Consider the following 24,224-nt stretch of genomic DNA (forward strand, 5'->3'; position numbering starts at 1 on the left):
CTCTGGGGGCAGGCGCTGGCGAGAACGGGTCTGGCGGCGGCCCGGGCGCCGCGGCCAGCGGTTCCGCGTCGGCGGGCCAGCCGCCCGCCAATCAGGCGGGGGGCAAAGATCAGGGCAGCGGCGCGGCCGCAAGACAGGGAACCATCGCGGGCGAACGCAGCTCGGGCAGGACCTATGACGCGCAAACCGCGGGCGAACAGGCTTCGGCGGGGGATGTCAGGACGACCGACACCGCCCCCCCCGACACCGCGGCGCCCGACACCGCGGCGCCCCGACGGGGTCTTGTGCCCGGGCAAGGCGAAGGCACACAGCCGCCGCCGCCCGATGCGCGCAGCTTGCGGCAGGGCGGCACCGTCGCGGAGACGTCCCCGACCGCCACCGCGGTTGGCGCGGCAAGCCAGCTTTACGCCGAGCCGGGACAGGCGCCCGAGACGATCGAAACACGGCTCTTCCTCGATGCCGAAGAGCCCTCCTCCCCCCCCGGCCCCACCGAGCCCCCGGCACAACGCCTGCCCGCCTGGATCAGATCACTTGTGGAATGAACCGATGACCGACACCGCCGACAGCCTTGTGCCGCCCTCCGATCTCGAAGCCGCCCAGGTCACCTGGATCCGCACGATCCCCGACCGGGTGCGCGATCGCGGCATGTTCGGGCTCGACCCGGTGGTCAATATCTTGCTTGTTGCGCTGCTGACCGGCGGGCATGTGCTGCTTGAAGGCAATCCGGGACTTGGCAAGACCGCCCTCGTGCGCGCCCTCTCGGCGGCGCTCGGCCTTGGCGAGACCGCCGTGGGGCGAATCCAGTTCACGCCCGACCTGATGCCCTCCGACATCACCGGCACCGAGATGCCGGGGCCGAACCGGGGCGAGCTGGTGTTCAAACCGGGACCGATCTTCTGCCAGCTGCTGCTTGCCGACGAGATCAACCGCGCCACGCCGAAGACCCAGGCCGCGATGCTTGAAGCGATGGCGGAATATCAGGTGACGGTGCTTGGCGTCCGGCGCCCGCTGCGCGACTGGCGGCAGGCCACGCCGTGGCAATCGCCCTTCATGGTGATGGCGACGCAAAACCCGATCGACCAGGAGGGGACCTATCCGCTGCCCGAGGCGCAATCGGATCGCTTCATGTTCAAGGTGCTGATGAGCCTGCCCGATGCCGATGTGATCGGGCAGATCATCGACAAGGACCTGGCCCCGCTGCGGCCGCCCCTTGCGCGCGCGGAACGGGACGACAGCCACGCCCGGAACACGGCGATGGAGGGGCTGCACACCCTTTCGCAGGCGATCCGCAGCGTCGCGCTGCTGCCGGTGGTGAAGACCCAGATCATCAACATCGTGCAGGCGAGCAACGGCAACATGGCGCAGGTGCGCGACCTGTCACAGCCCCGCCGCAAGGCGCTTGAAGAGCTGGTTCGCGACCGCATCACCTATCCGCTCGGGCCGCGGGCGGCGGGGGCGATGGCGCGCGCGGCGGTGGGCTGGGCAGCGGTGGCGCTGGTCGAGCCGGCCGATGCGGCGCGCGGCACCTCGGCACATACGCCGCAAGCGCTGGCGCAAACCGTGGTGCCGGTGCTGCGTCACCGCCTCAAGGTGACGCAGGGCTATGCCGATCATTTCTCGCCGCAGGCCGAAGCGCGGGCGCTTGACGATTTCATCCGCGCGCTGGCCGACGCCGCCGCCCCCGACCTCGATCCGCGCGCCCGCGCCTGGGGCTATGCCGAGGATTTCGCCGAAGCGCAGAGCCATGCGCGCCTTTCGGTTCCGCTTTAGGAGCCGCGCCTTGCAAGACACCGCCCCCCCGCTTTCACGCGCGATGCTGCAACGGCTGGTGCTGCGCTACCGGCGCAACGCGCCCGCCGCGGCGCTCGGGCCGCATCTGCGGCGCGCGCAGGGGCACAGCCTCGAGTTCCGCGACTATCGCGCCTACCAGCCGGGCGATGATATCCGCACGGTGGACTGGCGCGCCTCGCTGCGCCGCGGCGAGACGGCGGGGCTGCTGGTGCGCAGCTTCGAGGCCGAAAAGCGCCTGACGCTTGCGGTCCTGATCGACAACCGCCCGGAGATGCTTCTGCCCGAAACCGCCCCGAAGCTGCTGTTCGCGCTCTGGGCGCTGCGCGCGCTGGCAGAGCTGGCGCTGGCGGGCGGCGACGACGTGCTGCTGGCGCGGTTGTTCAGCGGCGCGGGCCAGCCGAGCGTGACCCTGCGCGGCACCTCCGGCCCGCAGCAGGCCGCGCGGTGGGCAGAGGCGCTCTGGCACGCGGGCGATGTCTCCGGCGTCGGCGCGGCCCCGGCATTTGCCGATCTGACGGCGCTCGAGCGGCAGCTGCAACCGGCCAGCGCGGTGGTGGTGATCTCCGACCTCCTCTTCGACGATCGCGGGGGGCGCTTTGCGGCTTTTCTGCGCGCCGCGCAGATGCGGCGCCGGTCGGTCTCGATCCTGCACCTCGACAGCTTCGCCCATGAGGCCGCGATGCTGCGCCAGCTCGGCCAGTTCCGGCTCCTCCGCCCCGATGCGCAGGAAGACCCCGGCCCGCTGCGCCATGACGCGGCCGTGCTGGCCGAGGCCGGTGCCGCCATCGCCGAGCATCTTCGGGCGCTGCGCCGCGAGGCCGCCGGACCGGGGCTCGACTGGCCTGCGCAAGCGGTGCAATGGCCCGCCACGGACGGGTTCGAAAAGACCGATCTGCGCGACCTTTTCGCGCAAAGCTTCCCGGCGCTGCCCTTGCTTCGCGGCCTCGGGCTCGGCGGGCAGGAATGAGGCGGGCGCGATGATCTGGGCTGTCTCTCTTGTCTGCCTGTCGGGGGCCGCGCTTGCGGCCTGGCACTTCCAGCGGCCAGGGCCGCCGCGGGTGCGGATCTCGTTCCTGCGCTTTCTGGGCGCCTTGCCGCCAGCGCCGACGCGCGCGACACGGTTGGCCCTTGTCTGGCCGCGGGATCCGATCTCCCTGCTCTGCCTCGTGCTCGCGGTTCTGGCCGCGCTCTGGGCCTTGCGAAACGCCGAGCGGACCATTCTGGCAGAGCGGCCCGACCATCTGGGCCTGCGGGTGGTGCTTGATGCCAGCCATTCGATGAGCCTGACCGAGCCGGGCACGCAGGATGCCGGGGCGACGCGCTATGCGCGCGCGCTGGCGCGGATCGAAGCGGCGCGCCGGGTGATCGCCGGTGCCGGGCCGCAAAGCCTTTGCGTCGAGCTTGTGGCCGTGGGCGCGCAGGCCGGGCCGGTGACGCCGCTGCCCGCGGACCGGCCGGTGACCGCCCTTGCCCCCGCCGCAGCGCTGCCGCAAGGCGCAGACCCCGCCCGCCTGACCGAGGCCGCCGCCCTGCCCCGCGGCGCTTGCGCGCTCAGCCATGTGCTGATCGTCAGCGATCTGCCGCCCACCGGCGCCACCCGCCTGCCCGATGGCGTGCCGATCCTGTGGGATCAGATCGGCGCGCCGCAGGATAATGCGGGGCTGCGCAGTCTGGCGCTGCGGCCCGCCGCTTTCGGCCAGGTGCAACCGGAGCTGCTGATCTTTGGCAGCGCCAGCGCCGCCCTGCCCGAGCGGGTCTTGCTGAACGGTCCCGGCCGCGCGCAGGAGCTGCCGGTGATGGCGCTGGCCGAGGGCGGACCGGGCGCCTGGCAAGCGATCGGCTCCTATGCCGGACCGGGCCGCTACGAGGCGCTTCTGCCCGAGGGCGGCGCCTATCGCGGCGATGACCGGATCGTCACGACGCTGAGCGCGCCGCCGCAACTGGCGGTGGACTGGCGCCTGAGCGGCCTTGCGCGCCCGGCGGCGCTGGCTGCGGGCGGCGCGGGCGATCTGCTGGTCACCGCGCGCAGCGCGCTGCGCCCGGGCGATCTTGCACGCCCGCTGATCCTGACCTATCCCGCCTTTTCCGGCGCCCGCGCCCCCCTGCGGCTTGGCGCCTTTCGCGAAGACCCGGCCCTGTTGCGGATGCTCAGTCTCGACGCGCTCGAAGCCGCCGGTCCCGCCGCCTGGCCCGCGCCCCTGCCGCCGGGTTTTCTGCCCGTCCTGACGCTCGAGACCGGCGCGGTCATCGCCGCCCGGCGTCTTTCGCCGCCGGGGCTGATCCTGCCCGAGCCGGTCCTGGACCCCGCCAGCCCCGCGCGCAATCTGACGCTCGCGCTGTTCTTCGGCGGGCTGGCCGATCTGGCGGCACCTCCGCCGCAACCGCAGCCGCTGCGCTGGGGTCTGCCCGACGGCACCGAGATCACGCAGGCCTGGCGGGAAAGCGCCACCGCGCGACCAGCCGGGAGACCCGCCGATCTGGCGCTGCTGACCGATCCGGGCGACAGACGGCAGACCGAACCGGCCTGGCCCTGGGCGCTTGTGCTGGCGCTGGCGGCGCTGCTGGGCGAGCGTCTGAACCGCGCGCTGCGCCGCAAGGAGGGTGTGTGATGGACTGCACCCTCGCCCCCGCGCTCGCGCTTCACGGGGACAGCCTGCAATGCCTTGGCGGCTCTGCCGTGCCCTGGGCGCTGGCGGCGGCGGCGGCCGCGCTGGGGCTGAGCCTGCTGCTTGCACTGCGCGACCGGCGGCGCGGGCCGATCCGTTTCATGTCGCTCGCATCGGTCGCGGCGGCGCTATGGCTGCTGGCGCTTGCAACCGAACGGCCGGTGCTGACGCATCACGCCGATCAGGCGAGCGGCGGGCAGATCGTCGTCGTGCTCGATAATTCCGAAAGCTTCTGGCGCGATCAAACTGCCGCACGCGACGCGCTGCAGCTTGCGGCCCGGCGGATCGACGATTTCGCCGCGGCCCTGCCGCCAGAAGAAGCCGCGCTGTGGCGTGGCCAGCTGGTGAGTTTCGGGGCCGCCGCCCGGATCGAAGGCGGGCAGATGGCGCTGCCCGAACTCGCCGCCGATCTGCGCCGCCGCGACACGCCCCGGCCCGCGGCGCAAAGCGCGCTTGCAAGCGGATTGCGCAAGGCCGAGGGGCTGCTGTCCGAGGTCGCCGGGCGACGGCTGATCGTGCTGGTGAGCGACGGGCTGACGCCGCCGCCCGAGCCCGCGCTGCACGACGCGCTGCGCGCCGCCGGGATCGCGGTGCATGTGGTGATCGCAGGCGCCAGCGCGCCGGGCGCCGGGCTGGTGGCGGCGGATCTGGGGCCGGAATTCCGGCTGGGCGATGCGGCGGTGATCCGGGTCACGACACTGGGGGCGGGCCAGCTCGGCGTGAGCCAGGACCGGCAGGCGCAAAGCGTCGATGTCGCCCCCGCCGAGACCCTGCAGGCGGCACGGCTCGTCACCCGTTTCGCCCGGCGCGGATTGCAGGGCTTGCGGCTCTCCTTCGCCACCGAGGGCGGGCAGCAATCGCGCGATCTTTTCACCCTGGTGCGCGGGCCCGCAAGGCTGCTCGTCTTCGGCCCCGCCCCCTGGGCCGAGGCCTTGCCCGCCCGGCGCTGGCAGATCACCCGCGCCCGCCCCGAGGCGCCGCCCGATCCCGGGCGCTTCGATCTGGTGGTGATCGATGCCGCCGTGCCCGCGGATTTTCCGCAAGGCTATGACCGCAAGCTGTTGCAGGCCGCCGACGGCACCGGGTTGTTCCTGATCAACGGCGGCTTGCGCGACAGCCGCGAAAAGGAACAGCGCATCTCCGACTGGGGCCGCTCGGCGCTGGCGCCGATCCTGCCGGTCGACAGCGACCCGCGCGCCTTCCAGCAGGAACCGCCGCCGCGGGATATCGTGATCATGGTGGATGTGTCGGGCTCGATGGCGGGAACGCGCCTTGGCTCGGCGCAAAGCGCGATCCAGGCGATCTTGCGACACTTGCGGCCGCGCGACACGGTGGCGATCCTGCCCTTTGCCGATGTCACGATGCCGCGGTTCGAGAAAACCGAGGCCTCGCCCTCGGCGCTCGCGGCGGCGCGTCGTTTTGCGGCCGGGCTGACCGCGGGCGGCGGCACCGCACCCGACAGCACGATCCGCGCCTCGGCCGGTTTCGTGTCGAACTACTGCGCCTTCTTCTTCATTTCGGATGCGGAATTCGACCCTCCGGCCACCGCGCCCCAGTGTTTCACTACCGCCATTTCGGTGTCCAACCAGCATTTCGCGATGGATATCGACGCCTGGGGCGAGGAGATCCGGCTGGGCGAGGGCGGCAATGCCGAGCAGCTGGAGTTGCGCTATTTCACCCCCGAGCCACGCACGGAATACTTCCGCGAAGGCGGCTTCGCGCCGCTCGCGGTCGATGGCGCAGCGCCGCAGGCGCTGCCGCGGGTCGAGGGGCTGGCGATCAGCTACCCCCGGCAGGATGCCACGGTGCGGCTGCTGCACGAGACCCCGCCCCCCGATCCGCTTTTCGCGCTTCGGCGCGACAGCCGCCGTCCGGGCGTGGTCACCGGCGCCTTTCTCGGGCCGATGGGCCGCGCCTGGTCGGGCAAAGCCGCGACCGAGGCGATGCTTTCGTCGCTTCTCGGCTGGCCCGATCAGGATCGCTACCTGCTGCAGCTCGAGGACGAGGGCGCGGTGCTGCGGCTCTGGGTCACGGTGCTGACCGGGGCGGAACGCGCGGTCTCGGGGCAGATCTCGGCCACGCTGCAATGGCCCGATGGCGCGACGACGGGCATCGCGCTGGAACATGACGCACGGCGGGGCGGCTGGACGGGCAGCTTCGCGCGCCCCGCGCAGGGCACCAGCCGCGGGTTGCTGACGGTGCAGGACGGGGCGGATGTGCAACGCATCCCGGTGCAGATCCCGGATGCGGCGCCGGGCAGCCTGCCGGAGCGCGAGGCGCTGCAGTTCGGCGTTGATCTGCCGCTGCTGACGGGGCTGGCGCAGGCCACCTCGGGCACGCGGCTCGACCTCTCCGCGCTGCCGCCGCTGCCGGTGGCGGGAACGATGCAACACCGGCCATTGCACGGCCCGCTGATCGTGATCGCCTTTCTGCTGCTCGCCGCGACCCTCTGGCTGCGGGAGGTCCGGCGATGACCCCTGCGCGCCGATCGCAGCCCCGAGACCCTTTGTTCAGGAGCACCCGATGACTCATCCCGGCATCGACCTTCGGGCCAGCCTTGCCGCGCTGCAGGCCGCCGCGCGCGGCAACATGGCGGCGCTTCTGGCCGGGACCCGGCCGGAGCGGTTGCCCCGAACGCCCCCTGCGCGCTTGCGTTTCGGCGCGAAAGCGCCGCTTCCGGGCCTTGTCGGCGGCCTGCTTTCGGGCGCTGCCGCGGGCACCGATCTGCGCGCGCTGATCGCGGCCCCCGATCAGGCCGGGGTCCAGCTTGGAAGGAGCATCGGCGCCACGGCCATCCTGCCCGCCGTGTTGCACAGCGCCCTTGCCGATCGCGGTCTCGCGCATGAGATCGGGGTGCTTTGCCATGAACATCTGGCCGAGCGGGTGATCTTCCATCCCGGCCCGCCCCCTTTTCCGCGCTTCTCGCCGCTGGCCCTGGCGATCCTTGCGCTGGCGGCGGAAACCGGGGCCGACCCGATCGCGCAGGCGCTGAGAACCGCCCTTGCCGCGCTTGCGGCAGAGGCGGACCGGCCCGGTTTCTGGGATCGGTGGCTCTATCGGCGCATCGCACAAACCCCGGGCTGGGATCTGCCCGAAGCCCAGGCCGTGCAGCCCCTGCCGGGCGGGGACGCAACCGCCACAGACCCCGCACCGCCCCCCGTCGTCGGGGACGACTGGCCCGCCTGCTGGCCCAGCCTGACCGACTGCACCCCCTGATTTCCTTTTGCCCCGCAACGGATCCGATCATGTTTTCAGCCCCCGCCGTCACCGCCCTTTACACCGCCCACCGCGAAACGCTCATCAGGCTGCTCGCCCTCGAAGCCGAGCTGAACCGCCGCTTTCACGGCATGGAAGAGGCCGTGCGCTGCATGATGCTGGCGGCGATGACGGGCGAAGCCATGGTGATGATCGGCCCGCCCGGCACCGCCAAATCGCGGCTGATCCGGGCGTTTTGCAGCCTGACCGGGGTCTTGACGCAAGATCCCCGCGATGCGCAGGACACCGCGCCCGCGGCCAAAAGCACAGGCAAACGCGACGAGCGCTATTTCGAATATCTGCTGACCCAGTTCACCGAACCCTCGGAGCTGTTCGGCTTTTTCAACCTGGCCAAGCTGATGGACAAGCCCCCCGCGCTCGAACGGCTCGAAGAGGGGCAGATGCAGCGCGCCGAGGTGGTGTTTCTCGACGAGGTGTTCAACGCCTCCTCGGCGATCCTGAACGCGCTGCTGACCTTCATGAACGAACGCAAGTTCCACGACCGCGGACAGGTGATCCAAACGCCCCTCAAGCTGCTCTTTGCCGCGACCAACCATCCGCCGCGGGAAGACGGGCTGGGCGCGGTCTATGACCGGTTCCTGCTGCGCTGCCGGATGGAGAATGCCCCCGCGGGCACCGAAAGTCTGGGGCGGCTGCTGGCCGCCGCCTGGACCGAGACCCACGATCACGGCACGGTCAGGCGCGAGGCCTTCGCGGGGCTGCTCGACGGGCTGCAGGCCTATCGCGACGGCGTCGAGAAACAGACGACCGAGGGCAAGCTTGCGATCGATCCGCAAAGCGCCGTGCTGGCGCGGCTTGCCGATATCGTGGCCAATCTGCGCCGACGCGAGCTGTCGGAAATGTCCAACCGGCGGCTGGTGAAATTCTCTGCCGTGGTGTTGGCGCAGGCGCTGTTGCGCAGCGCAGCGGCGACAGCGAAGACGGCCGAGATCACGCCGCAGGACCTGAACGTGATCCTGAGCTACGGGCTCGACCAGCACGAACCCGGCACGGTCGAGAAGATCCGTCAGGATCTGGCGCGGCCATGACGACCGGCCCGCAAATCCTGCTGCATGCCGCCGACCCCGGGCTTGCGGCGGCCCCGGCGCGGCTGCAGGCGGCCTTCGCCCAGCGCCATGTCGCGCTGCCCGCAGAGCTGGCGATCTCGCTTGCCAGCGCGCTTGCCGCGCGGCAGCCGGGGTCCGATCCGTTCTGGGGCCGGATGCATGCGATGATGGCAAGATCGCTGGATCTGAGCGGCGCGATCGGCGGTCAGCTCTTGCTGAAAGAGGCTGGCCCCTTCGCCGCGATCCGGGTCTGCGAGCCGATCCTGCGCAAGGCGGCGGCGGATCTGGGGCAGATGCCGCTTGTCGCGCCTGCCGGGGCCGCCCCCTCCGGCACCGCAAGCGCGCTCGAGGCGCGGATCGTGCGATTCGTCGATACCGCGCTTGCGGACCCCGCCGTGATGGGGCGCCCGTTCTGGGCCGCGGCGGCGATGGATGTTCTGGCCGAGGCGCGCACGATCCAACGCGGCCGGATGCGTCACCTGGCGGCGATGCCGGGGCCGCGGCGGATCGCCGATCCGGCCCTCACCGCGCTGGTCTTCCTGACCCCGCCGGACTTCGATCCGGAACGGATGCGCGCCGAGCGCCGCCGCAAGGCGCGGCAGATTTCCCTGCGCCGCCGCGCCGGGATCCGGCCGAAAGAGGGCGGCGTCTCGGGCATTCGCCCCTCGCAGGCGCTTGAGGACATCTCGGACGCGCTGATGTCCGAACTGGTGCTGCCGCGCGCGGTTTTCGCCAGCCGCCTGCTGCACGAGGGGATCTTGGTGCGCCACCGTCCGCCGCGCCGCGACCCGCGCCGCGATCTTCTGGCCGCGACATTGCTCGAGGCCGGGGCCGAGGACGGAATGGGGCTGATCCTGCGCGCGGCCTGGGCCGATTACGCCTTGCGGCTGCGCGTGGCGCTCAACCGGCTGGGGCTGGCGCAATCGGACCTTTTGCTGGCCTGCGCGCATGGCCCCGCGGCGCATCTGCCGGGCCAACTTGAGCGCGCGATCGAGGGGAAGCTGCCGCCCTTGCAGATCGACGGCAAGCTGCGGGCCGATCTGCTGATGGGCACCGGGCTGTTTCCCGACTTTCTGGCCTGGGATGCGGAACGACCCGACCTTGCGCCAGATCTTCCCGGTGCGCCGGATTGGCCCGCGGTCCGCCGTCTGCTGCGCCGGGCCACCGGCCAGCTGGCCCGCAAGGACGCCCAAAGCGAGACCCGGCTGATCGAGGAATACGGCGCGCGGTTCCTTTTGTGGGCCGCGCCGGTGCGCGATCTTTCGGCCGAAAGCTGGGACGAGGCGCGCAGTCGTTTCGAGCAGGATCTGGGCGCAGAGGGGCGCGCCGGTGCCGTCCTTGCCCGGCTGGTCTGGCAAGACGATCCTGCGGGAACGGCCCCGGTCGAACTCCTCGGCCAATGCGACAGCCGCGAGGTCGGAGAGCTGCGCCTGCCGCTGCCGCCCGCCGACGATGCCGCACCGGACCCCGAGCAACCCCGCTCGATGGCGGAATTCATCGGCCGCCTGGTCCTCTGGATGCTTGACGCCACGCTGGAGACGTTGAATGGCAAAGCGTGATCTTTGGTCTTACTTCCGGCTGCGCGCGGCACAATCCGACGCCTTCTTGCAGGCGCTGGCGCCGCATTTCGCGCTTGCCGCCCGCTGCGACCTGCGCCTCCGCGTCCATCCCGAAGGCATGATCCTGCCGATCCTGCCCCGGCCCGAGGGCCCCTGGGCGGCCTCCGAGGACGAGATCGAAATGCTGCGCGGGCGCATCGCCGAGGCTTTCGAGGCGGCAGGCCGCGGCGCAGAGGAAGTGGCCGGCGTGCCCCTTTCCACCGGCACGATCGATGCCGTGCCAGGCCTGCTCGAAGGGGTTTTGCTGCATCTTTGGACGCGCCTGCAGGACCGCCCCGGCCCGCCCGAAAGCAGCCTGCGGCGGGTGGTGCTTGACGACGATCCCGCGGCGCTTGGCGCGCTGATCCGGCGCGGGCGCGACGCGAAGCTGCTGTCGGGCGAAAGCGCAACGCTGATCGAACTGGACGACGACGCCGCGCGGGGCTCGTTGCTTGCGGGACTGCAGGCCTCAGGGCGGATCGGCGGGCTGGCACTGCTGCGCCCCGAGAGCCGCGGCGGGCTGGCGCTGTGGCTGCCCGAGGGGAAGATGCTGCCCGAAGGGCCCGAAGTGACGGCCTTGCTGAACGCGCTGTGCGAGGCCGGGCTGCTTTCACGCCGAACCGAGGTGCATTTCGTCCCGCCCGCGACGGCCGATGGCGCGCTGCGGCTGGCCCTGGCCGAGGTGCCGCCCCCGGTCGGGCTGGCCGATGCCGGTGCCCCCGCCACGGTCGGCGCGGCGATGGCCCCGGCCGAAATCCTCGCCCCGGTCGGCGCGACGCCCGATCAGCCCGACGAGACCGGGCCCGCGCTTCGGGTCACGTCGCTGCGCATCGCACCTTCGGCGCAGGCGTTGCAGGCGCTGACAGAGCGGTTGACCGCGCGCAGCTTCCCGCTGGGCTACCGGATAAGGCTCGCCGCCATTCCCGAACGCGAACGCGCGCCTGAGGATATCGAGCGACTGCGCGGCGAGATCGAGGAGCGCGAGATCGAAATCAGCCTGCTGCAGGCGCTGGCCCGGCCGCAGTCGCGGTTGCTGCGCTTCACCGATGCGCAGCTGCCCGCGCTTGTGGACGGGCTGCGCAAGATGCCCGCCGCGCTGCGCGACAGCCGTGGGCTGCTTTATGCGGTAGCCCATGCCGCGGGGCGGGCCGACCCCGCGCATTTCGTGCTTTACGATCCCGATCAGGTGCAGTTCGAGGGGCGCATCCCCGAGCATTACTGGCGTGCCGCGACGGAAGATCATCCGATCACCTACTGGCTTGATCCGCATTGCGAAGAGGCCCGCGTCGGGCACCCCGACGAACCCGCCGTCTTCGTGCCCTCGGGGCAGCGGATCTTGCCGCAGATCGACAGTTTCGGCGGTGCGCTCGGGGCGACGCTGAAGCTGGTTCTGGGCGGTCTTTTTGCCGATGGCTCGGCGGTGCTGGACAAACCGGGCGCCAGACCGGCCTTCGTCTTCACCGGTCTGCCCCCGGCCCCCGGCGCGCCCCCCGGCGCGCCCCCCGGTGCGCCCCCCGGTGCGACCGACGAGATCGCGGTGGAGCTGATCGACCTTGCGGATTTCGCACCGCTGCAAACCCGGCTGCGCTGGATCAACGAACACCTGCTGGTCCGCTCGCCCCTTGCCGGTGATCCCGAGGCGCGGCGCGAGCTGGCAGAGTCGCTCTATTCGGGCCGCCTCGCGCAGGAGCTGCGCGCCGGGATGGCGGCCGAGGTCACCGCCCTGAAGGACGACTGGGCGCAGGCGATGACCGAGATCCTGCATGACTTCGATGCCCTGAACGATGCCGCGCGCTCCGAGGTCGGCGCGGCCCGGCAACGCCTTGCTGCCGCCAGGGCGGCGGTTGATCTGGCGCAGACCCGGCTTGCCGAGATCGATGCCGCCGTGGCGCCGCTTCTGGGCGCGGTCTCGGCGCTGGACGGGGAGCTTTCGGAGATCGCCGCCGCGGGCCCGGCGCTCGAAACCGCCCGCTTCGCCTTCGTCCGGACCTATCTGGCCGAGGTCGCGGCGAGCGAGCAGGCGATGCAGGCCGCCGACCGCAAGGCCGCGGCCTTGCATGACCGGATCAAGGCCCTGCGCGAAAGGTTGCGGCGTCCATGAGCGACAAAACCCCCGACCGCGCCGCAAGCACGCTCTGGCTGGAAACCGACTGCGCGCGGCTTTGCGCGGAAAGCGCGCAGGCCGCAGGCCTTGCCGCCGCGGCAAGGGCAGAAGAAAGCCGGTTGCGCGATCTGGCCGCGCGCCTTGGCAGCACGCGTCGGCGCGACCGGCAGCGCCTCGACACGGCGCCGGGCCTCGCGCAGATGGCGCAACAGCGCGACGCATTGCGGCGCGATGCGCGCACCGCCGATTTCAGGCTGCGCATGTCCATTTTCGGGCTCGCCCTGCGGCTCGCCGCGCGGCGGCTGTTGCAGCTGCTGCCCTGGTTTCTGGGCTTTGCCCTGCTTCTGGCCGGGTCGATCTGGATCGCGCAGAACCGCGTCATGGTGCTGGAAACGCTGCGCCAAATTCTCATGCCGCCCCCGCCCCCGCCCGCCGCACAACAGGGCGCGGGCCAGCGCCCCCCCACCTCGGCACAGGAGGCGGACCATGCCCCCCCGCCATGAGACCCCGCTGGCCGGGCGCGGCCGCTCAAGCGTGCTGGCCGCGCTCATGCCGCGCGCGCAGCGCAAGCGCCGTCTGAAGATCCGCTGGCTCGCCACCGCGCTGGTGCTGGCAACAGCGGTGCTGTGCTTCTGGTCGGTGCATACCGAAGCGCTTGCGCCGACCGGCGCGGGCCGTCTGATCTACCTTGCCCATGATGCGCTCTGGGTTCCGGCCTGGTCGTGGGTGTGGACGGCGGCGCGGCCGTGGTCGCTGATCTGGCTGCTGGCGCCGGTGCCGCTTGCCGTTCTGGCGCTGATCGAATTCCTCGGCCTCGCGCAGCCGCTGCGCTTTCTGCAGACTGTGGTGCTGCGCGCCCTGCTGCGCAGCCCGCTTGCCGAGGGGCTGGTGGCGCTGCAATCCCGCATCGGGCCGAAAGACGGCTTCCTGACACGGCTGATCTCTGCCGATCTGCGGGTGTTCGAAGACGCCGCGAGGCAGGCGGCCGAAGCGCCCGGACAGCGTTTTCCCGAAACGGACGCGGCCGAGATGGCGCGGCGCGCGCGCTGGTTGATGCGGCTTTGCGATGGCTCTGACGCCGTGCAGATCCGGCTTTGCGAGGTCAGCGCCCTGCTGGCGCGGCACGATCCGCCCCCGCCGGACCTGACAGTGCTGGACGCGCTTTGGCAAGACGCGCCCTGGGCGCCGCTGGCCAGCCCGACGCAGGGCGATCTTGTGCAGGCGCTTGCGCAGTTGCAGGCGGCCGGGATGGACCGGGCGGCGCTGGCAGCGGCAACGCTGGGGGCGGCGCGGCTGGCGCGGCAGGACCGCGCGCCCCGCGCGCTCGACTGGTTCGCCCGCTGGGCCGAACTGCGCCTTGGACCAACCGCCTTTGCCGCAGAGCTGGCCGCCGCCGAGACCCTGATCAGCTTCGAATTCTGGGCCGCCGAGACCGAGGCAAACCTCCTGCGCGGCACGGCAGCCGCGGCCCGGACCGGCTGGCTCGGGCGGCTGCTTCCGGGCGTCGAAACCTGCCGCCCCTCGGGCGAGATGGCGGCGGCGGGCCTTGCGGCCGCGGCGCCCGAGCGGCCCCAACCACAGACAGAACAGGGGATGGCGCATGTCCGAGCTTCGTGAATTGCGCAGGCTTGCCCGGGAAAGCGAGCAGGCCGCCGCGCGCCGGGCGTTGGGCGACATTCGCCCGCGCGGGCGTCTTGATGCCGGGCTTGTGGCGCTGACGCTGGGCGGGGTGACGGCCGCGTCGCTGGCGGGATATGCCATCGCCTCCTTTCTGGCGGGCAGCAGCCTGCTTGACCCGCCGCTGCCCGCCGAGATCGACGACCCGCGCATCCTGAGCGACTACCGCCAGCCGGAAGCGCCGATCGTCGATGCGGTCGCGCGCGGGCGCGCGCTGGTGATGGGGCGCGAAGACGGCACGATCACCGTCCTCGACACGCTCACCCGGCGCTTCGACACCGAGACCCTGCCCGGGCAGGCGAAAGGCCTGTCGGGGCCGCTTTCGCTGCTGTCGCAAGGCTGCACCCCGGCGCCGGGCGCGCCCTGGCAAAGCTGCGCGCAAAGCTCCGTGGTTCATGCGCTGACCGCGACCGGCGGACTGGCCCGCAGCACCGGCGCGGACTGGCGCGTCCTCCTGGAAGATTCGCGCTTCACCGGCGCCGACGGCCAGCCCGTGCAACAGGCGGATGTGCAGGACTGGATCGCCGCCGACGATGGCAGCGGCATGCTTGTCGATGCCGGGGAGAAAGGGCTCGGCCTGTTCCGCGAAGCCGATGGCCACTGGACCGCCCTGCCCGCCGTGCCGGGCACGGGGCATGTGCTGGCCACGTGGCGCAATCGCTATTTCATCGGCTCGAGCGCGGGCCTGTTCGCGCTGGACAGCGACGCGACCGGGCCCGCGCAGCGCCTTGATGCCCTGCCGGGCGCGGTGCTCTCGCTTGATCGTCCGGGCGAGGGCGGGCCGGTCGCGCTGCTGCGCCACGCCTGCGCCGAGGGCGGCACGCCGGGCTGCCTGACCCTTGCCCGGCTGGGGACCGGAAAGGAGATCCGCATCCTGCGCAGCGAGACCGCGCTTTTTCCACAGCTGAACGACAGCGGGCTGCACCATGCGGTGGCCCAGGCCGGTCAGCTGATCACGCTGGGCGCGGCGGGGCTGCATCTTTATGACCCCGCCGAACGCCGCTGGCAGGAACTTGACGGCCGCCCCCCCACCGCACATTTCGCCGAGACCGAGGGCATCCGCCTGCATGCGGGCTTTCCCGATCGTTTCGTGACGCTGGAAAAGGGCCGCATCGTGACAGAGCGCAAGCTCGACGATCCGCTGCGCCAGATCATCGTCACCGCACCGGGCGTGGTCTGGGGGCTGGGCCGGGCGGGCCGCATCCTGCGTCTGGACAAAGAAGCAGAGGCCACCCCGCCCCGCGCGCCGGGTTTTCCCGCCGGTGCGACCTTTCTTGCCGCGGCCGCGCTGGGGGATCGTCTGGTCGCGCTGGGACGCGACGGCATCTTCGTGCATGACATCAGGACCAGAGGGTATGCCTTTGTTGCCGCGTCCGACTATCCCGCCCTGCCGCTTGACGCGCCGCAGCTTGTCGCCAGCGCCGGGCAGCTCTGGCTGGTGGACCGACAGCAGGGCGAGATCCGCACGATCACCCTTTCGGGAGAGCTCCCGGCGCTGCGCGCAGAGGTGACCGAAGCCGCCTTTCTGGGCACGCGGCTGCGGCTGGCGCATCCCGATGGCGGCGGGCTTGCGGTGATCACCGGCCAGGGCACGGTCTATTTCCTCTCGCCTCCGGTCCCGGGCCAGGCGGGCGCGCCGAGCGCAAGCAGGGTCACGCGGCTGACGCAGCAAGGACTGCCCGCACCGATCCGGCCGGTCTCGATGGCGGCCTCTGACGCTTCGCTGATCCTTGCCACGGGCAACGCGTTATGGGGCTATGACGTCAAGGCGCGCGGCTGGAAGGGGCCATGGCCCGGGCCGCAAGGCAGCGCCCTGCGCGACGTGGCTCTGACCTCTGACCAGATCCTTGCGCTTGATGATCGCGGCCGGCTTTTCCGCGGCGAGGGACAGGGCTGGCAGCCCGTGATCGGCGCGCCGGTCGCGGCAGAGCTTTCCGGCGCCGAGGTCGGCGATGCGATGTCGGACGGCCGGACGCTGTTCCTTGCCGGCAATGGCAAGGTGCAGAGCTATCGGCCGCAAGACCGCAGCTTTGGCCAGATCTGGACCGTTCCGGGGGCCGGGGGCGATACCAGCCTGCTTTCGGTCGCGGGGGGCGTGCCGCTGTGGCGCACCGGAAACGGGCTGTTCCGCGGCGCGGTCGCGCTGATGTCGGGCGCCGGTTTCGAAGGCGGTTGGCGCGATGCCGACGGCCCCGTCGTCATGGCCCGCGAGAACGGTCGGCGGTATCTGCAAACACCGGCGGGGTGCCTGTTCCGCGGCGCGGCACCGCCCGAGGGCGATCTGCGCGGCGTCGTTCCCCTGCCCGATGGTCGCCTGATCGTGGCAACCAGCCGCGGCGCGGGCCTTTACGAACCGCAGCGGCACCGCTGGCTGCAGGTGCGCGGCCTCGATCTGCCCGCCGATGCGCAGCTTCGGGTGATCACCGGCCAGCTGGTGCAGATCGGTCCCGACCATCTGCGCTCGCTGCCGCTGGCAACGATGTCCGCGCCCGACAGTTGTCAGACCGAGGCGGTGCAGCTGACCTGGCGCGTGACGCTCGACGGGATCCATCCGACCCTGGTCGAGGAGCGGGGCGAGGTGCTGTTTCTCGATCCCGACGGCGCGCTGCGCCAATGGTCCGGCGGGTCGATACAGGTGCTTGCGCCCGCGCCCGGCCCCGGCCCCGCGATGGCGCAGGTGCGCAAGGCCTATGCGGTTGCAGAAAGCTTCGAGCTGCTGACCGACGATGCGCTGTGGAGCTATGATCTGCGCCAGCGGCTCTGGCAGAAACGGCCGTTCCGGGGCCAGCCGCGGAGCATCGTTCAGATAGACCGGGTCTCGGGCGCGCGCGGGCCGGTGGTCTCGGCCTGGGACGACAACGGCGCGCTCTGGGTCGGCACCTTAAGCCGTGACGGGATCGCCTTCGAACCGGCCAGCCGACCGGCGTTTCCGAAGCTGCCGTTCGATCCGGCGCGGCTGCGCGATCTGGCGCAGACCCCGAGCGCCTATCTTGCGCTGTCGGACCGGCAACTGGCGCTGTTCCAGCGCGGGGAAACCGCGCCTTTCGCCAGCTATGCGCTGCCCGCGGCGGCGCGGGGCTGGACCTTGCAAACCCTGCCGGGCGGCCAGATCCTCCTGAGCGACGGGCCGCCCGAACGCCCGGCTGCGTTCCATGTGCTTGAAAACCAACCGGAGGGGGCGCAGCCCCTTGCCAAGGTGGCCTGGCGCTACGACCCCGGCACCGACCGCGCCTTCCGCTTTGGCGCCAGGGGCGGCGCGGCCGCCTTGTGGCGCATCGACGCGCAGCTGGCCCTGTGGCACTGCACCGGCAAGCCCGCCCGGCACGCGCCCGATTGCAGCCGCGCCGCACCACCGCCCCTGGTGCTTGACGCGGGCGATCTGTGGGGCGCGGTGACGCTGCCCGCAGGCCCCGGGCAGATCGTGCAGACCGCGCGGGGGCTGATCGTGCTTGATCCCGCATTGCGTCCGATCCGCAGGCTCGACGGGCCCAGGGTGACGCGAGAGGGCCAGCTTTTCATGCAGGGGGGGACGGCTCTGTTCTGGGAGGGCAAGGGCGGGGCGCTGTGGCACCTTGCGCCCGAGGCGCCGCAGCGAATGCTTGCGCGGGTCGATCATCTGCACCGGCGCGACGGGGAGCTTTTGGCCTACAGCGGCAATTCTATCCGGCTGATCGGAGCCGCGGGCAGCCTGCCTCCCCCCGTCCCCGCCGCGCTGGCCAAGGCGCCGATCGCGCTGGCGCATCCGGGGTCGGTCGAAGACACGTTCCTGACCGCCGATGGCAGGGCTTTCGCCGCCCGCCGCGCGCGTTTTTCCGACCCGCTGATCCGGTTTCCCGCCGATCTCGCGGCGCTGATCGGGCTGGAGACCGGCCCCGGCGAGCAAGCGGACTGGCTTGGCCTGACCGCCGAGGGCCAGTTGATCCGCTATGGCACGAGCCGTTGCGAGATCCCGCCGCCCGCGCCTCCGGCCCCGCCGCCCGATTTCATCGGCCCGATGCCCCATGTCCCGCCGCCGCCGCCCCGGTTCGCGCCTTGCGAAAGCGCCACGCCGCTGGCGCTGCGGCTGGCCCCCGGCGAGGTGCTGGTTGACGCCCTGGCCGCGCGGGGAAGGATCACGGTCGTGACCGACCGGCGCCGGGTCGAGCTGGACCGGCCGGGCGGCAGGATCCTGAGCGAGACCGCTCTGCCCGCCCCTGATCTCACCCGGCCCGAAGATCGAAACGAGATCGCCCGGCAGCTGCGCGACATCGATGGCCGCAGCTATCTGAACCCGCCCGATCTTGCCGGGGCCGCGCTTCGCGGCCTCGTGCCCGGTCGTTCGGAGCCGCTCGCCCCCCTCGACACGCCCGAGCCGCTGGACAAGGGCTGGGTCGCCTGGGACCGGACAGGTCGGGAGATCGTGCTGCAACAGGCCGATGCTGCGGAACCGCTGCGCCTGCCGCCGGAACAGGCGATGCCGCAGGGCGTGCTGCTGCCGCTTCAGCCCGGGCGCGGCATCGCGCTTGCGGCGGGCGCCATCGCCTGGATGACCGGCAACGGTCTTTGGCAGGATGATCCCCGGACGGGGATGCGGCGGGTCTCGGCGCAGGGAATGGCGCAGCCGCTGGCGATGTATGAGGGCGCCTTTCTGGACGGGACGGCGCAGATCGACGCCCGCAACGGCACGCAGGGCCCGGCCGCGCAAACCGTTTCGCTGCAAAACGGCGCATTTGAATTGACGATCACGCCCCGCGCGCAGCGGCTCGCGGCCACGCTGCGGGTCGACGGGCAAAAGGTGGACGATCTCGACCGGCGCGGGTTCTTGCACGACCGCCGAACCTCGGTGGGCAGCGCCGCGGGCGGGCCGGTCTACCTGACCCCGCTGGGGCTCGTGCCCGCCGAGCGGCTCGACGGCGCCAGCGCCGCGCCCATCGGCGCGCAGCGGATCGCCAATGAGGGCGGCGCGCTGAAACTGCAAACCCCCGGTGGCTGGGTTGCGCCGCAGGGCGGGCAATGGGCGGGCACCCCGGCGCCGTTCCGCGACCGTGTCCTTGCGCGCGAGAACGGGCGCAGATGGCAGGTGGTGAAGGGCGTGATCAGGGTGACGACCGAAGACCCAGCGCAGGGCTGGCGCATCGCCGGGCGCGGCCTTGACTTCGAGATCGACCAGCTCCTCGGCTTTGCCGCCACCCCCGAGACGGCGGTTGCGGTGACCGGTGCGGGCACTTTTGACGCCGCGCGGGTCTCGGAGCTTGCGGGGGTTCGGCCACCGCAGGCGCCCGCCCCCGGCGGCCCGCTCGATGCGATGCGTCATGCGCCGGACCTCTGGCGGGTTCATGCCGCCACGCCCGCGGGCCCGGTGATCTGGGACAGGGCAGGCGCGCGCTGGCGCGCCCCCGATGCGACCGAGCAGGGCTGGACATCGCGCCTTGTCGCGCAGCTTGAGGGGATCGAGGTCGGTTTCGCCGCGACCCGGCCGCGCTACAGCATCGCGGTGCAACGGGTCGGCGTCGGGCCGGACCGGCTGCCGTTCGACTGGCAGCGCGGCGCCGCCATGCCCTTCGATCAGGTGCTGTCGCTGGTGGCAGAGCCGGGCGCCGATGCCGTTCTGGCGGGAACCCGGATGGGGCTGCGCCTGCTCTCGCCACGCGGTCCGCTTGCCAATCGGGCACTGCTTGTTCCGGCAGCAGGCGGGATCGCTGCAACCCGCGCCGGACGGCCGGCGACAGACCCGGGGCGGGTGCAGATCGCCTTCGAGGGCGGCGGCTGTCTGGAGGCAACCGGCCCGTTGAGCCAGCTGACCAGCTGCGCCCGGCCTGCCGATCTGTCAAACCTGCTGGTTCGCGACACCGGCTTCTGGCGCTGGCGGAAGCAGGCGGGCGGCGTCTCCGGCGCCTATCTGCTGGAGGACGGGCGCGAGATGCCGATCGCCCAGCCCCTTGCGGGCACGCTGCCGCATGACACGCTCAACGACCGGCTGAGCTGCGCGGGGGAAACGGTGGAATTGTGGCGCGACAGCCCGGTGGTGCAGCGGGGCAACCGGCTTACGGCGCTGGAGGATGCCGATCGGCTCTGGTGTCAGGACCGGGCCGCCGCAGTGGGCAACGGCGTGACGCTGGCCCCCGGGACTTACGCGGTTTCGGACCTGTCCGCCACGCGGCTCGATCGCGCCGGGGCGGCCCCCGTCCAACTCGATCCGGCCCGCGGCGCCGCGCTGCGGGACCGCCTCTCGGGCCGCGTCACGGCCGAGGCGGGGCGGCTGCGCTATGGGCTTGACCCGGAGGGCCGCCCCGACGCCGCGCTTCTGACGCTGGACGACCGATGGCGCGATCTGGCCTGGACGACGGGCAGGCTGGCGCTTGATACCCCGCTCGCCCTTGCCGCCGAGGGCGGCGCGCTGCAATTCGTCACCGCCGACGGCGTGGCGGGGGCCGCGACGGGCCGGATCGACCCCGCCACACTGGTCACCGCCGAGACCGCCGATCCGGCGGTTCTGGCGCGCTGCGCCCCGCGCGCGGTGCGGTTGCGCAACGGCCTTCAGCATGCCGAACCGGCCCGGCCCGCGGCGCCGCTGTGGCTCTCCTGTGCGGACGGCAGCGCGCTCGAGGGGCGGGCCGACGGCCGCCGCGATCTGGGCGCGCTGGCCCCGGCGGCCCACGAGACGGACGATCCGGTGGCGCTGGCCGCGGTCACGGGCGATCTGTCGGCAAGCCGGACCCGGACAAGCGGCACGGTTGCGCTCCGGTTCCGGGGGGAACCGGCGCGGCTGACGGCGGGACGGTTCGACTTCGACACGTTCCGGGCGATCGCCCTGCCCTTCCCCGACCGGATCGAAACCCTGACCGCCAGCGGCTGGTGGCGGCTCGACGCAAACGCCCCCGGTCTGGCGGCGACACGGCGCCCGGGGACCGGGTTCGATGCGGCGAAGGTCTCGTTGCTGACGCACGCGCGTTGGCCCGGGGCCGATGACGCGGGTGCAAGCGCGCTTTGCCTGCGGCAGGCCGACGGCAAGGCGCTGCTGTGGGACGGGGCGCGCGGGCGCCAGGCCGCGGAGACCTGCGACGCCGAGCGGGGACAATCCGGTCCCTGGCGGTTGTCGCGCCGCGCCGAGGCCGCCGCTTCGGCCGGACCGGCAGCGGGGGCCGAAGCGGTGGCGCTGAACGGCCTGCCGCTCACGCGCGCGCTGATCGCCGGAGGGTTCACCGATCTGCGGCTGCGCGGCGCGGCGCAGGGCGATCCGGCCGAAACCTTGCTGATCCCCTCGGATCTGGGGGTTCTGGCCTACCGCGCGGGGCATCCCGTCGGCAGCTGGCGGCTTGCGCCGGGCGGCGTTCTGCTGCCGACCCGTTCGGGGGACATGGCCTATGTCGATCGCGACGGCGCCTATCTGCTGGCGGGCGCCGGAGAACGGATCGAGGCCGGGGCGCTGGTCTGCCCGGCCCTGCCGGAGCTGATGGCAAGCCTGCCCGAGGGGGTGAGCGTGCTGCGCGCGGATCCCGCGGCGCCGGGGATGGTGCGGTTGCGGCTCGACGCGGCAGAGGGTCGGCAGACCGCGCTCATGTTCTGCGACGACGCCAGCCGCAGGCAGGTCTGGACCGAGCTGAACAGCGTCGCCGATCATCCGCGCAGCCGCGCGATGGGCGCGGAGGCGCCCGACTGGCTTGCCGTCTCCGTCACGGACAGTCGGCTGCTGTTGCGCTCCGGGCCGCCCGACAGCCGTTTGCGCAGCCCGGAGGAGCGCAGCATCGGCCTGCCGCTCGCCCCCCTGACCGGAGGCCTGCGCGCCATGCTGACGGTGCCCTCGGCCGGAACCGTGTATCTGGTCACCGCCCGCGCCGTGTGGGAGGTGCCGCTGGGCGCCGCCATCACCCTGGCCGCGCAGGCGCCGGTGGCCCCGCCCCCGGCCGCGCCCGGCACAACACCTGTCCCGGGCCTCGCGCCCGTCCCCGGCACGGCACCTGTCCCCGGCGCGGCGCCCCTGACCGTGCCCCCGCAAGTGCCTGCGGCTTCCGTGCCACGGCTTGCCCCGGTCTCCGCCGTCGATGCGGCGGGCGAGCCCGCCTTCGATGTTCGCGCGGTGCAACGCGCCTTGCGCGACCGGGTCGACCCCGGCCTTGGCGTCGACGGAATCCTCGGGCCGCAGTCCCGGCGCGCGATCGGGCTATGGCAAAGCCGAACTCATGCCGATCCGACGGGCTATCTGGGCCCCGATCAGCTGCACCTTCTGCTGGAGCAGGCGCCATGACAGACAAAGCCGCAACTGCATGGCGGATCGAGCTGCCCGCGAAAGGCGATCTCGTGTTTCATCGTGACCAGCCGGTCGAGACCGGCTGGCTGCCTTGGGGCGACGGGTTCAAGCTCCGCCCGGCGGCGCTTGCGGCCCTTGGTCGCGTGCAGGCCCACCCGCCCTTGGCGGCGCTCATGATCAATGGCGGCACCGCCGAGGTTTCCGCGGCGACCATCGCGCTGCGCCAGAAGCTGGAGCAGCTCTTGCACGCCACCGGCCCCTTTGCGCGCCCGGCCGCGGCGCCGTTGGACGGATTGCCCGGGCGCGATCTTGCCCGCGCAATCCCTGAGGCGCGGGAGGCCCGCAAGCCGCGACGGCCCTGGTGGGGCCATCTGCCCGGCAACAAGGGCAGCACCGCCGCACCACCCGCCCTAACTGTTCTGAAAGATCCCGATCGGCTCCTCGAAGCGCTTGCACGCTACCGCCGCGAGACCGAGGTTCCCCGCGCCTGCGCCGGTGACACGCGGCTGCGCGGGCCCGTGACGGCGCTGGGGCGGTTGGAGCTGGCGGGCGGCGCCGAGGTCACGCTGAGGTTCGATCCGGACGGCGGGTTGCATCTCGATTTCCACGAACGCGGGCCGGAATGCGCGGTGATGCTGCAGCCGGTGACCGATGTCGTCGACCCGAAACCCGGCGCGGCGCAGGTGGTGCGCGCGGCGCCGCCGCTCCCCGACACGCGCGCGCCCGCGCTGCGGCGGCTGTTGCTGCAGGCCCGCGCCCTGCAGATCGCCTGTGCCCTGCGCGCGCATTGCCACCCGATGCCGCCGCGTGTCGAGATCGGCAGCCGACATGACTGCCTGCCCGAGGAAAGCGTGACCCTTGCGCTGGCCGCCTCGGGCTGGGACCTGGAGCTGCCCGCGCGGCTGCAGGAGCTGGAGGCGCTGTTCGACAGGAAAGAGGTCGATCCCGATTTCGGCACCTTCTTCGCCGCCGAGGGGATCAGGGTCGCGCTGCGGCGCAGGCCTGCCACGCCCGACATTCAGGCGTGCAGGGATATCGAAGCCCCGCTGCCCCGGGAATGGCGTGCCAATCCCTTGCCCGGGCTGCCGCGCTGGACCTATTCGGGCGAGGGCGGCGCGCCCTCGACCCCCGCTGGCGCCATGCCCTTCGCGCTGGAACCCGCTGATGCGCAACGTTTCCAGGCCGCCGGTTGGACGGCCTCGCAGGCGCCGGGTCTGGCCGGCCTGCCCGCGACCGAGCGGGAGAGGTTCCTTGACTGGCTTGCCGGTCCGCGTGATCCCCGCGCCCTGCCTGAGCCGCTTGTGCAACGCTATCTTGAGGGGCTCGAGTTTCGCCTGCTGGCCGATCCGGGCGCGGTGACGGAAATCACCGCCCTTGCCGCCGAGGTTGCGCGTCTGGCCGCCCGGACCGCGCCCGGCAGCAGGATCGGACAGGCGGCCGCGGATCTGTGGGACTGGCTGGGGGCGACGGGCGCCCGGCCGCTGCGCCCGCTGCTGTCCGAGGGGCCGTGCAGCGTTCTTGTGCAGACCGGCCGAAGCCTTGCGCTCAACGGCGCGCTGAGCCGGACCGAACTCCGGGCCCTCGCCCCGCAGCTGCTGGCGGCCGCGGAACGACCGGCCGATCCGGATGCGCTTGCGGATGCGCTTGCGGCCAGATTGCCCGATCCGCTGCGGCTGCGGGCCCCCGATGCGCCGTTGCGCCTGCGCTACGCATCGCTCTCCGGGGCCTGCGATCGCGCGGAACTGCCAAGGCTGCAAGACGGGAAACCGGTTCCCGACCCAAGGCGGTCCATGCGCCTTTTGCGCCTGGTGCGGGACTGCGCGCAAAACGCGCGCTGAA

At 72.3% G+C, this 24,224-nt stretch carries 12 protein-coding genes and 1 pseudogene; all 13 read left to right on the plus strand.

Annotation, left to right across the window (positions count from 1 at the left end):
• Window positions 1–542: pseudogene (locus LY44_RS17850) on the plus strand (hypothetical protein); the annotation flags it as partial.
• Window positions 543–546: 4 nt separating this feature from the next.
• Entirely contained in the window at window positions 547–1,770 is a 1,224-nt protein-coding gene (locus LY44_RS18120; protein WP_055209847.1) for an AAA family ATPase, read from the plus strand.
• Between the two features lie 10 nt (window positions 1,771–1,780).
• Window positions 1,781–2,758: a DUF58 domain-containing protein gene (locus tag LY44_RS05035; RefSeq protein ID WP_160320060.1), complete on the plus strand. Its 978-nt coding sequence runs from the start codon at window positions 1,781–1,783 to the stop codon at window positions 2,756–2,758.
• A gap of 10 nt (window positions 2,759–2,768) precedes the next feature.
• Window positions 2,769–4,400, plus strand: coding sequence for a hypothetical protein (locus LY44_RS05040; RefSeq protein WP_055209849.1), 1,632 nt, complete (start codon window positions 2,769–2,771; stop codon window positions 4,398–4,400).
• A complete protein-coding gene (locus tag LY44_RS05045) occupies window positions 4,400–6,931 on the plus strand; it encodes a vWA domain-containing protein (RefSeq protein ID WP_055209850.1) in 2,532 nt (843 codons plus the stop codon). The genes LY44_RS05040 and LY44_RS05045 overlap by 1 nt, the downstream gene beginning before the upstream one ends.
• 49 nt (window positions 6,932–6,980) lie before the next feature.
• The gene (locus LY44_RS05050) at window positions 6,981–7,673 is read left to right on the plus strand and encodes a hypothetical protein (RefSeq protein WP_055209851.1); all 693 of its coding nucleotides are present in this window, start codon (window positions 6,981–6,983) and stop codon (window positions 7,671–7,673) included.
• A 29-nt stretch (window positions 7,674–7,702) separates the two neighbouring features.
• Window positions 7,703–8,761 carry an AAA family ATPase gene (locus LY44_RS05055; RefSeq protein ID WP_055209852.1) on the plus strand — a complete coding sequence of 353 codons (1,059 nt, stop codon included), beginning with the start codon at window positions 7,703–7,705 and terminating at the stop codon, window positions 8,759–8,761.
• A complete protein-coding gene (locus tag LY44_RS05060; RefSeq protein WP_055209853.1) occupies window positions 8,758–10,338 on the plus strand; it encodes a hypothetical protein in 1,581 nt (526 codons plus the stop codon). Before LY44_RS05055 ends, LY44_RS05060 begins: the two co-directional genes overlap by 4 nt.
• The gene (locus tag LY44_RS05065; RefSeq protein WP_055209854.1) at window positions 10,325–12,478 is read left to right on the plus strand and encodes a hypothetical protein; all 2,154 of its coding nucleotides are present in this window, start codon (window positions 10,325–10,327) and stop codon (window positions 12,476–12,478) included. Before LY44_RS05060 ends, LY44_RS05065 begins: the two co-directional genes overlap by 14 nt.
• A complete protein-coding gene (locus tag LY44_RS05070) occupies window positions 12,475–12,984 on the plus strand; it encodes a hypothetical protein (protein WP_055209855.1) in 510 nt (169 codons plus the stop codon). Before LY44_RS05065 ends, LY44_RS05070 begins: the two co-directional genes overlap by 4 nt.
• Window positions 12,968–14,098 carry a hypothetical protein gene (locus LY44_RS05075; protein WP_055209856.1) on the plus strand — a complete coding sequence of 377 codons (1,131 nt, stop codon included), beginning with the start codon at window positions 12,968–12,970 and terminating at the stop codon, window positions 14,096–14,098. The genes LY44_RS05070 and LY44_RS05075 overlap by 17 nt, the downstream gene beginning before the upstream one ends.
• The gene (locus LY44_RS05080) at window positions 14,082–22,382 is read left to right on the plus strand and encodes a hypothetical protein (RefSeq protein WP_146707200.1); all 8,301 of its coding nucleotides are present in this window, start codon (window positions 14,082–14,084) and stop codon (window positions 22,380–22,382) included. The genes LY44_RS05075 and LY44_RS05080 overlap by 17 nt, the downstream gene beginning before the upstream one ends.
• Window positions 22,379–24,223, plus strand: a complete 1,845-nt coding sequence (locus tag LY44_RS05085) for a hypothetical protein (RefSeq protein ID WP_055209858.1) — start codon at window positions 22,379–22,381, stop codon at window positions 24,221–24,223. The genes LY44_RS05080 and LY44_RS05085 overlap by 4 nt, the downstream gene beginning before the upstream one ends.
• Window position 24,224 lies beyond the last annotated feature (1 nt).

The organism is Rhodobacter capsulatus, assembly GCF_003254295.1.
Taxonomy (GTDB): Bacteria; Pseudomonadota; Alphaproteobacteria; order Rhodobacterales; family Rhodobacteraceae; genus Rhodobacter; species Rhodobacter capsulatus.

What these genes read in the sequence shown, in the direction of transcription:
- LY44_RS18120 (WP_055209847.1), top strand. Translation starts at nt 547, where the DNA reads ATGACCGACACCGCCGACAGCCTTGTGCCGCCCTCCGATCTCGAAGCC.
- LY44_RS05040 (WP_055209849.1), top strand. Translation starts at nt 2,769, where the DNA reads ATGATCTGGGCTGTCTCTCTTGTCTGCCTGTCGGGGGCCGCGCTTGCG.
- LY44_RS05045 (WP_055209850.1), top strand. Translation starts at nt 4,400, where the DNA reads ATGGACTGCACCCTCGCCCCCGCGCTCGCGCTTCACGGGGACAGCCTG.
- LY44_RS05050 (WP_055209851.1), top strand. Translation starts at nt 6,981, where the DNA reads ATGACTCATCCCGGCATCGACCTTCGGGCCAGCCTTGCCGCGCTGCAG.
- LY44_RS05055 (WP_055209852.1), top strand. Translation starts at nt 7,703, where the DNA reads ATGTTTTCAGCCCCCGCCGTCACCGCCCTTTACACCGCCCACCGCGAA.
- LY44_RS05060 (WP_055209853.1), top strand. Translation starts at nt 8,758, where the DNA reads ATGACGACCGGCCCGCAAATCCTGCTGCATGCCGCCGACCCCGGGCTT.
- LY44_RS05065 (WP_055209854.1), top strand. Translation starts at nt 10,325, where the DNA reads ATGGCAAAGCGTGATCTTTGGTCTTACTTCCGGCTGCGCGCGGCACAA.
- LY44_RS05070 (WP_055209855.1), top strand. Translation starts at nt 12,475, where the DNA reads ATGAGCGACAAAACCCCCGACCGCGCCGCAAGCACGCTCTGGCTGGAA.
- LY44_RS05075 (WP_055209856.1), top strand. Translation starts at nt 12,968, where the DNA reads ATGCCCCCCCGCCATGAGACCCCGCTGGCCGGGCGCGGCCGCTCAAGC.
- LY44_RS05080 (WP_146707200.1), top strand. Translation starts at nt 14,082, where the DNA reads ATGTCCGAGCTTCGTGAATTGCGCAGGCTTGCCCGGGAAAGCGAGCAG.
- LY44_RS05085 (WP_055209858.1), top strand. Translation starts at nt 22,379, where the DNA reads ATGACAGACAAAGCCGCAACTGCATGGCGGATCGAGCTGCCCGCGAAA.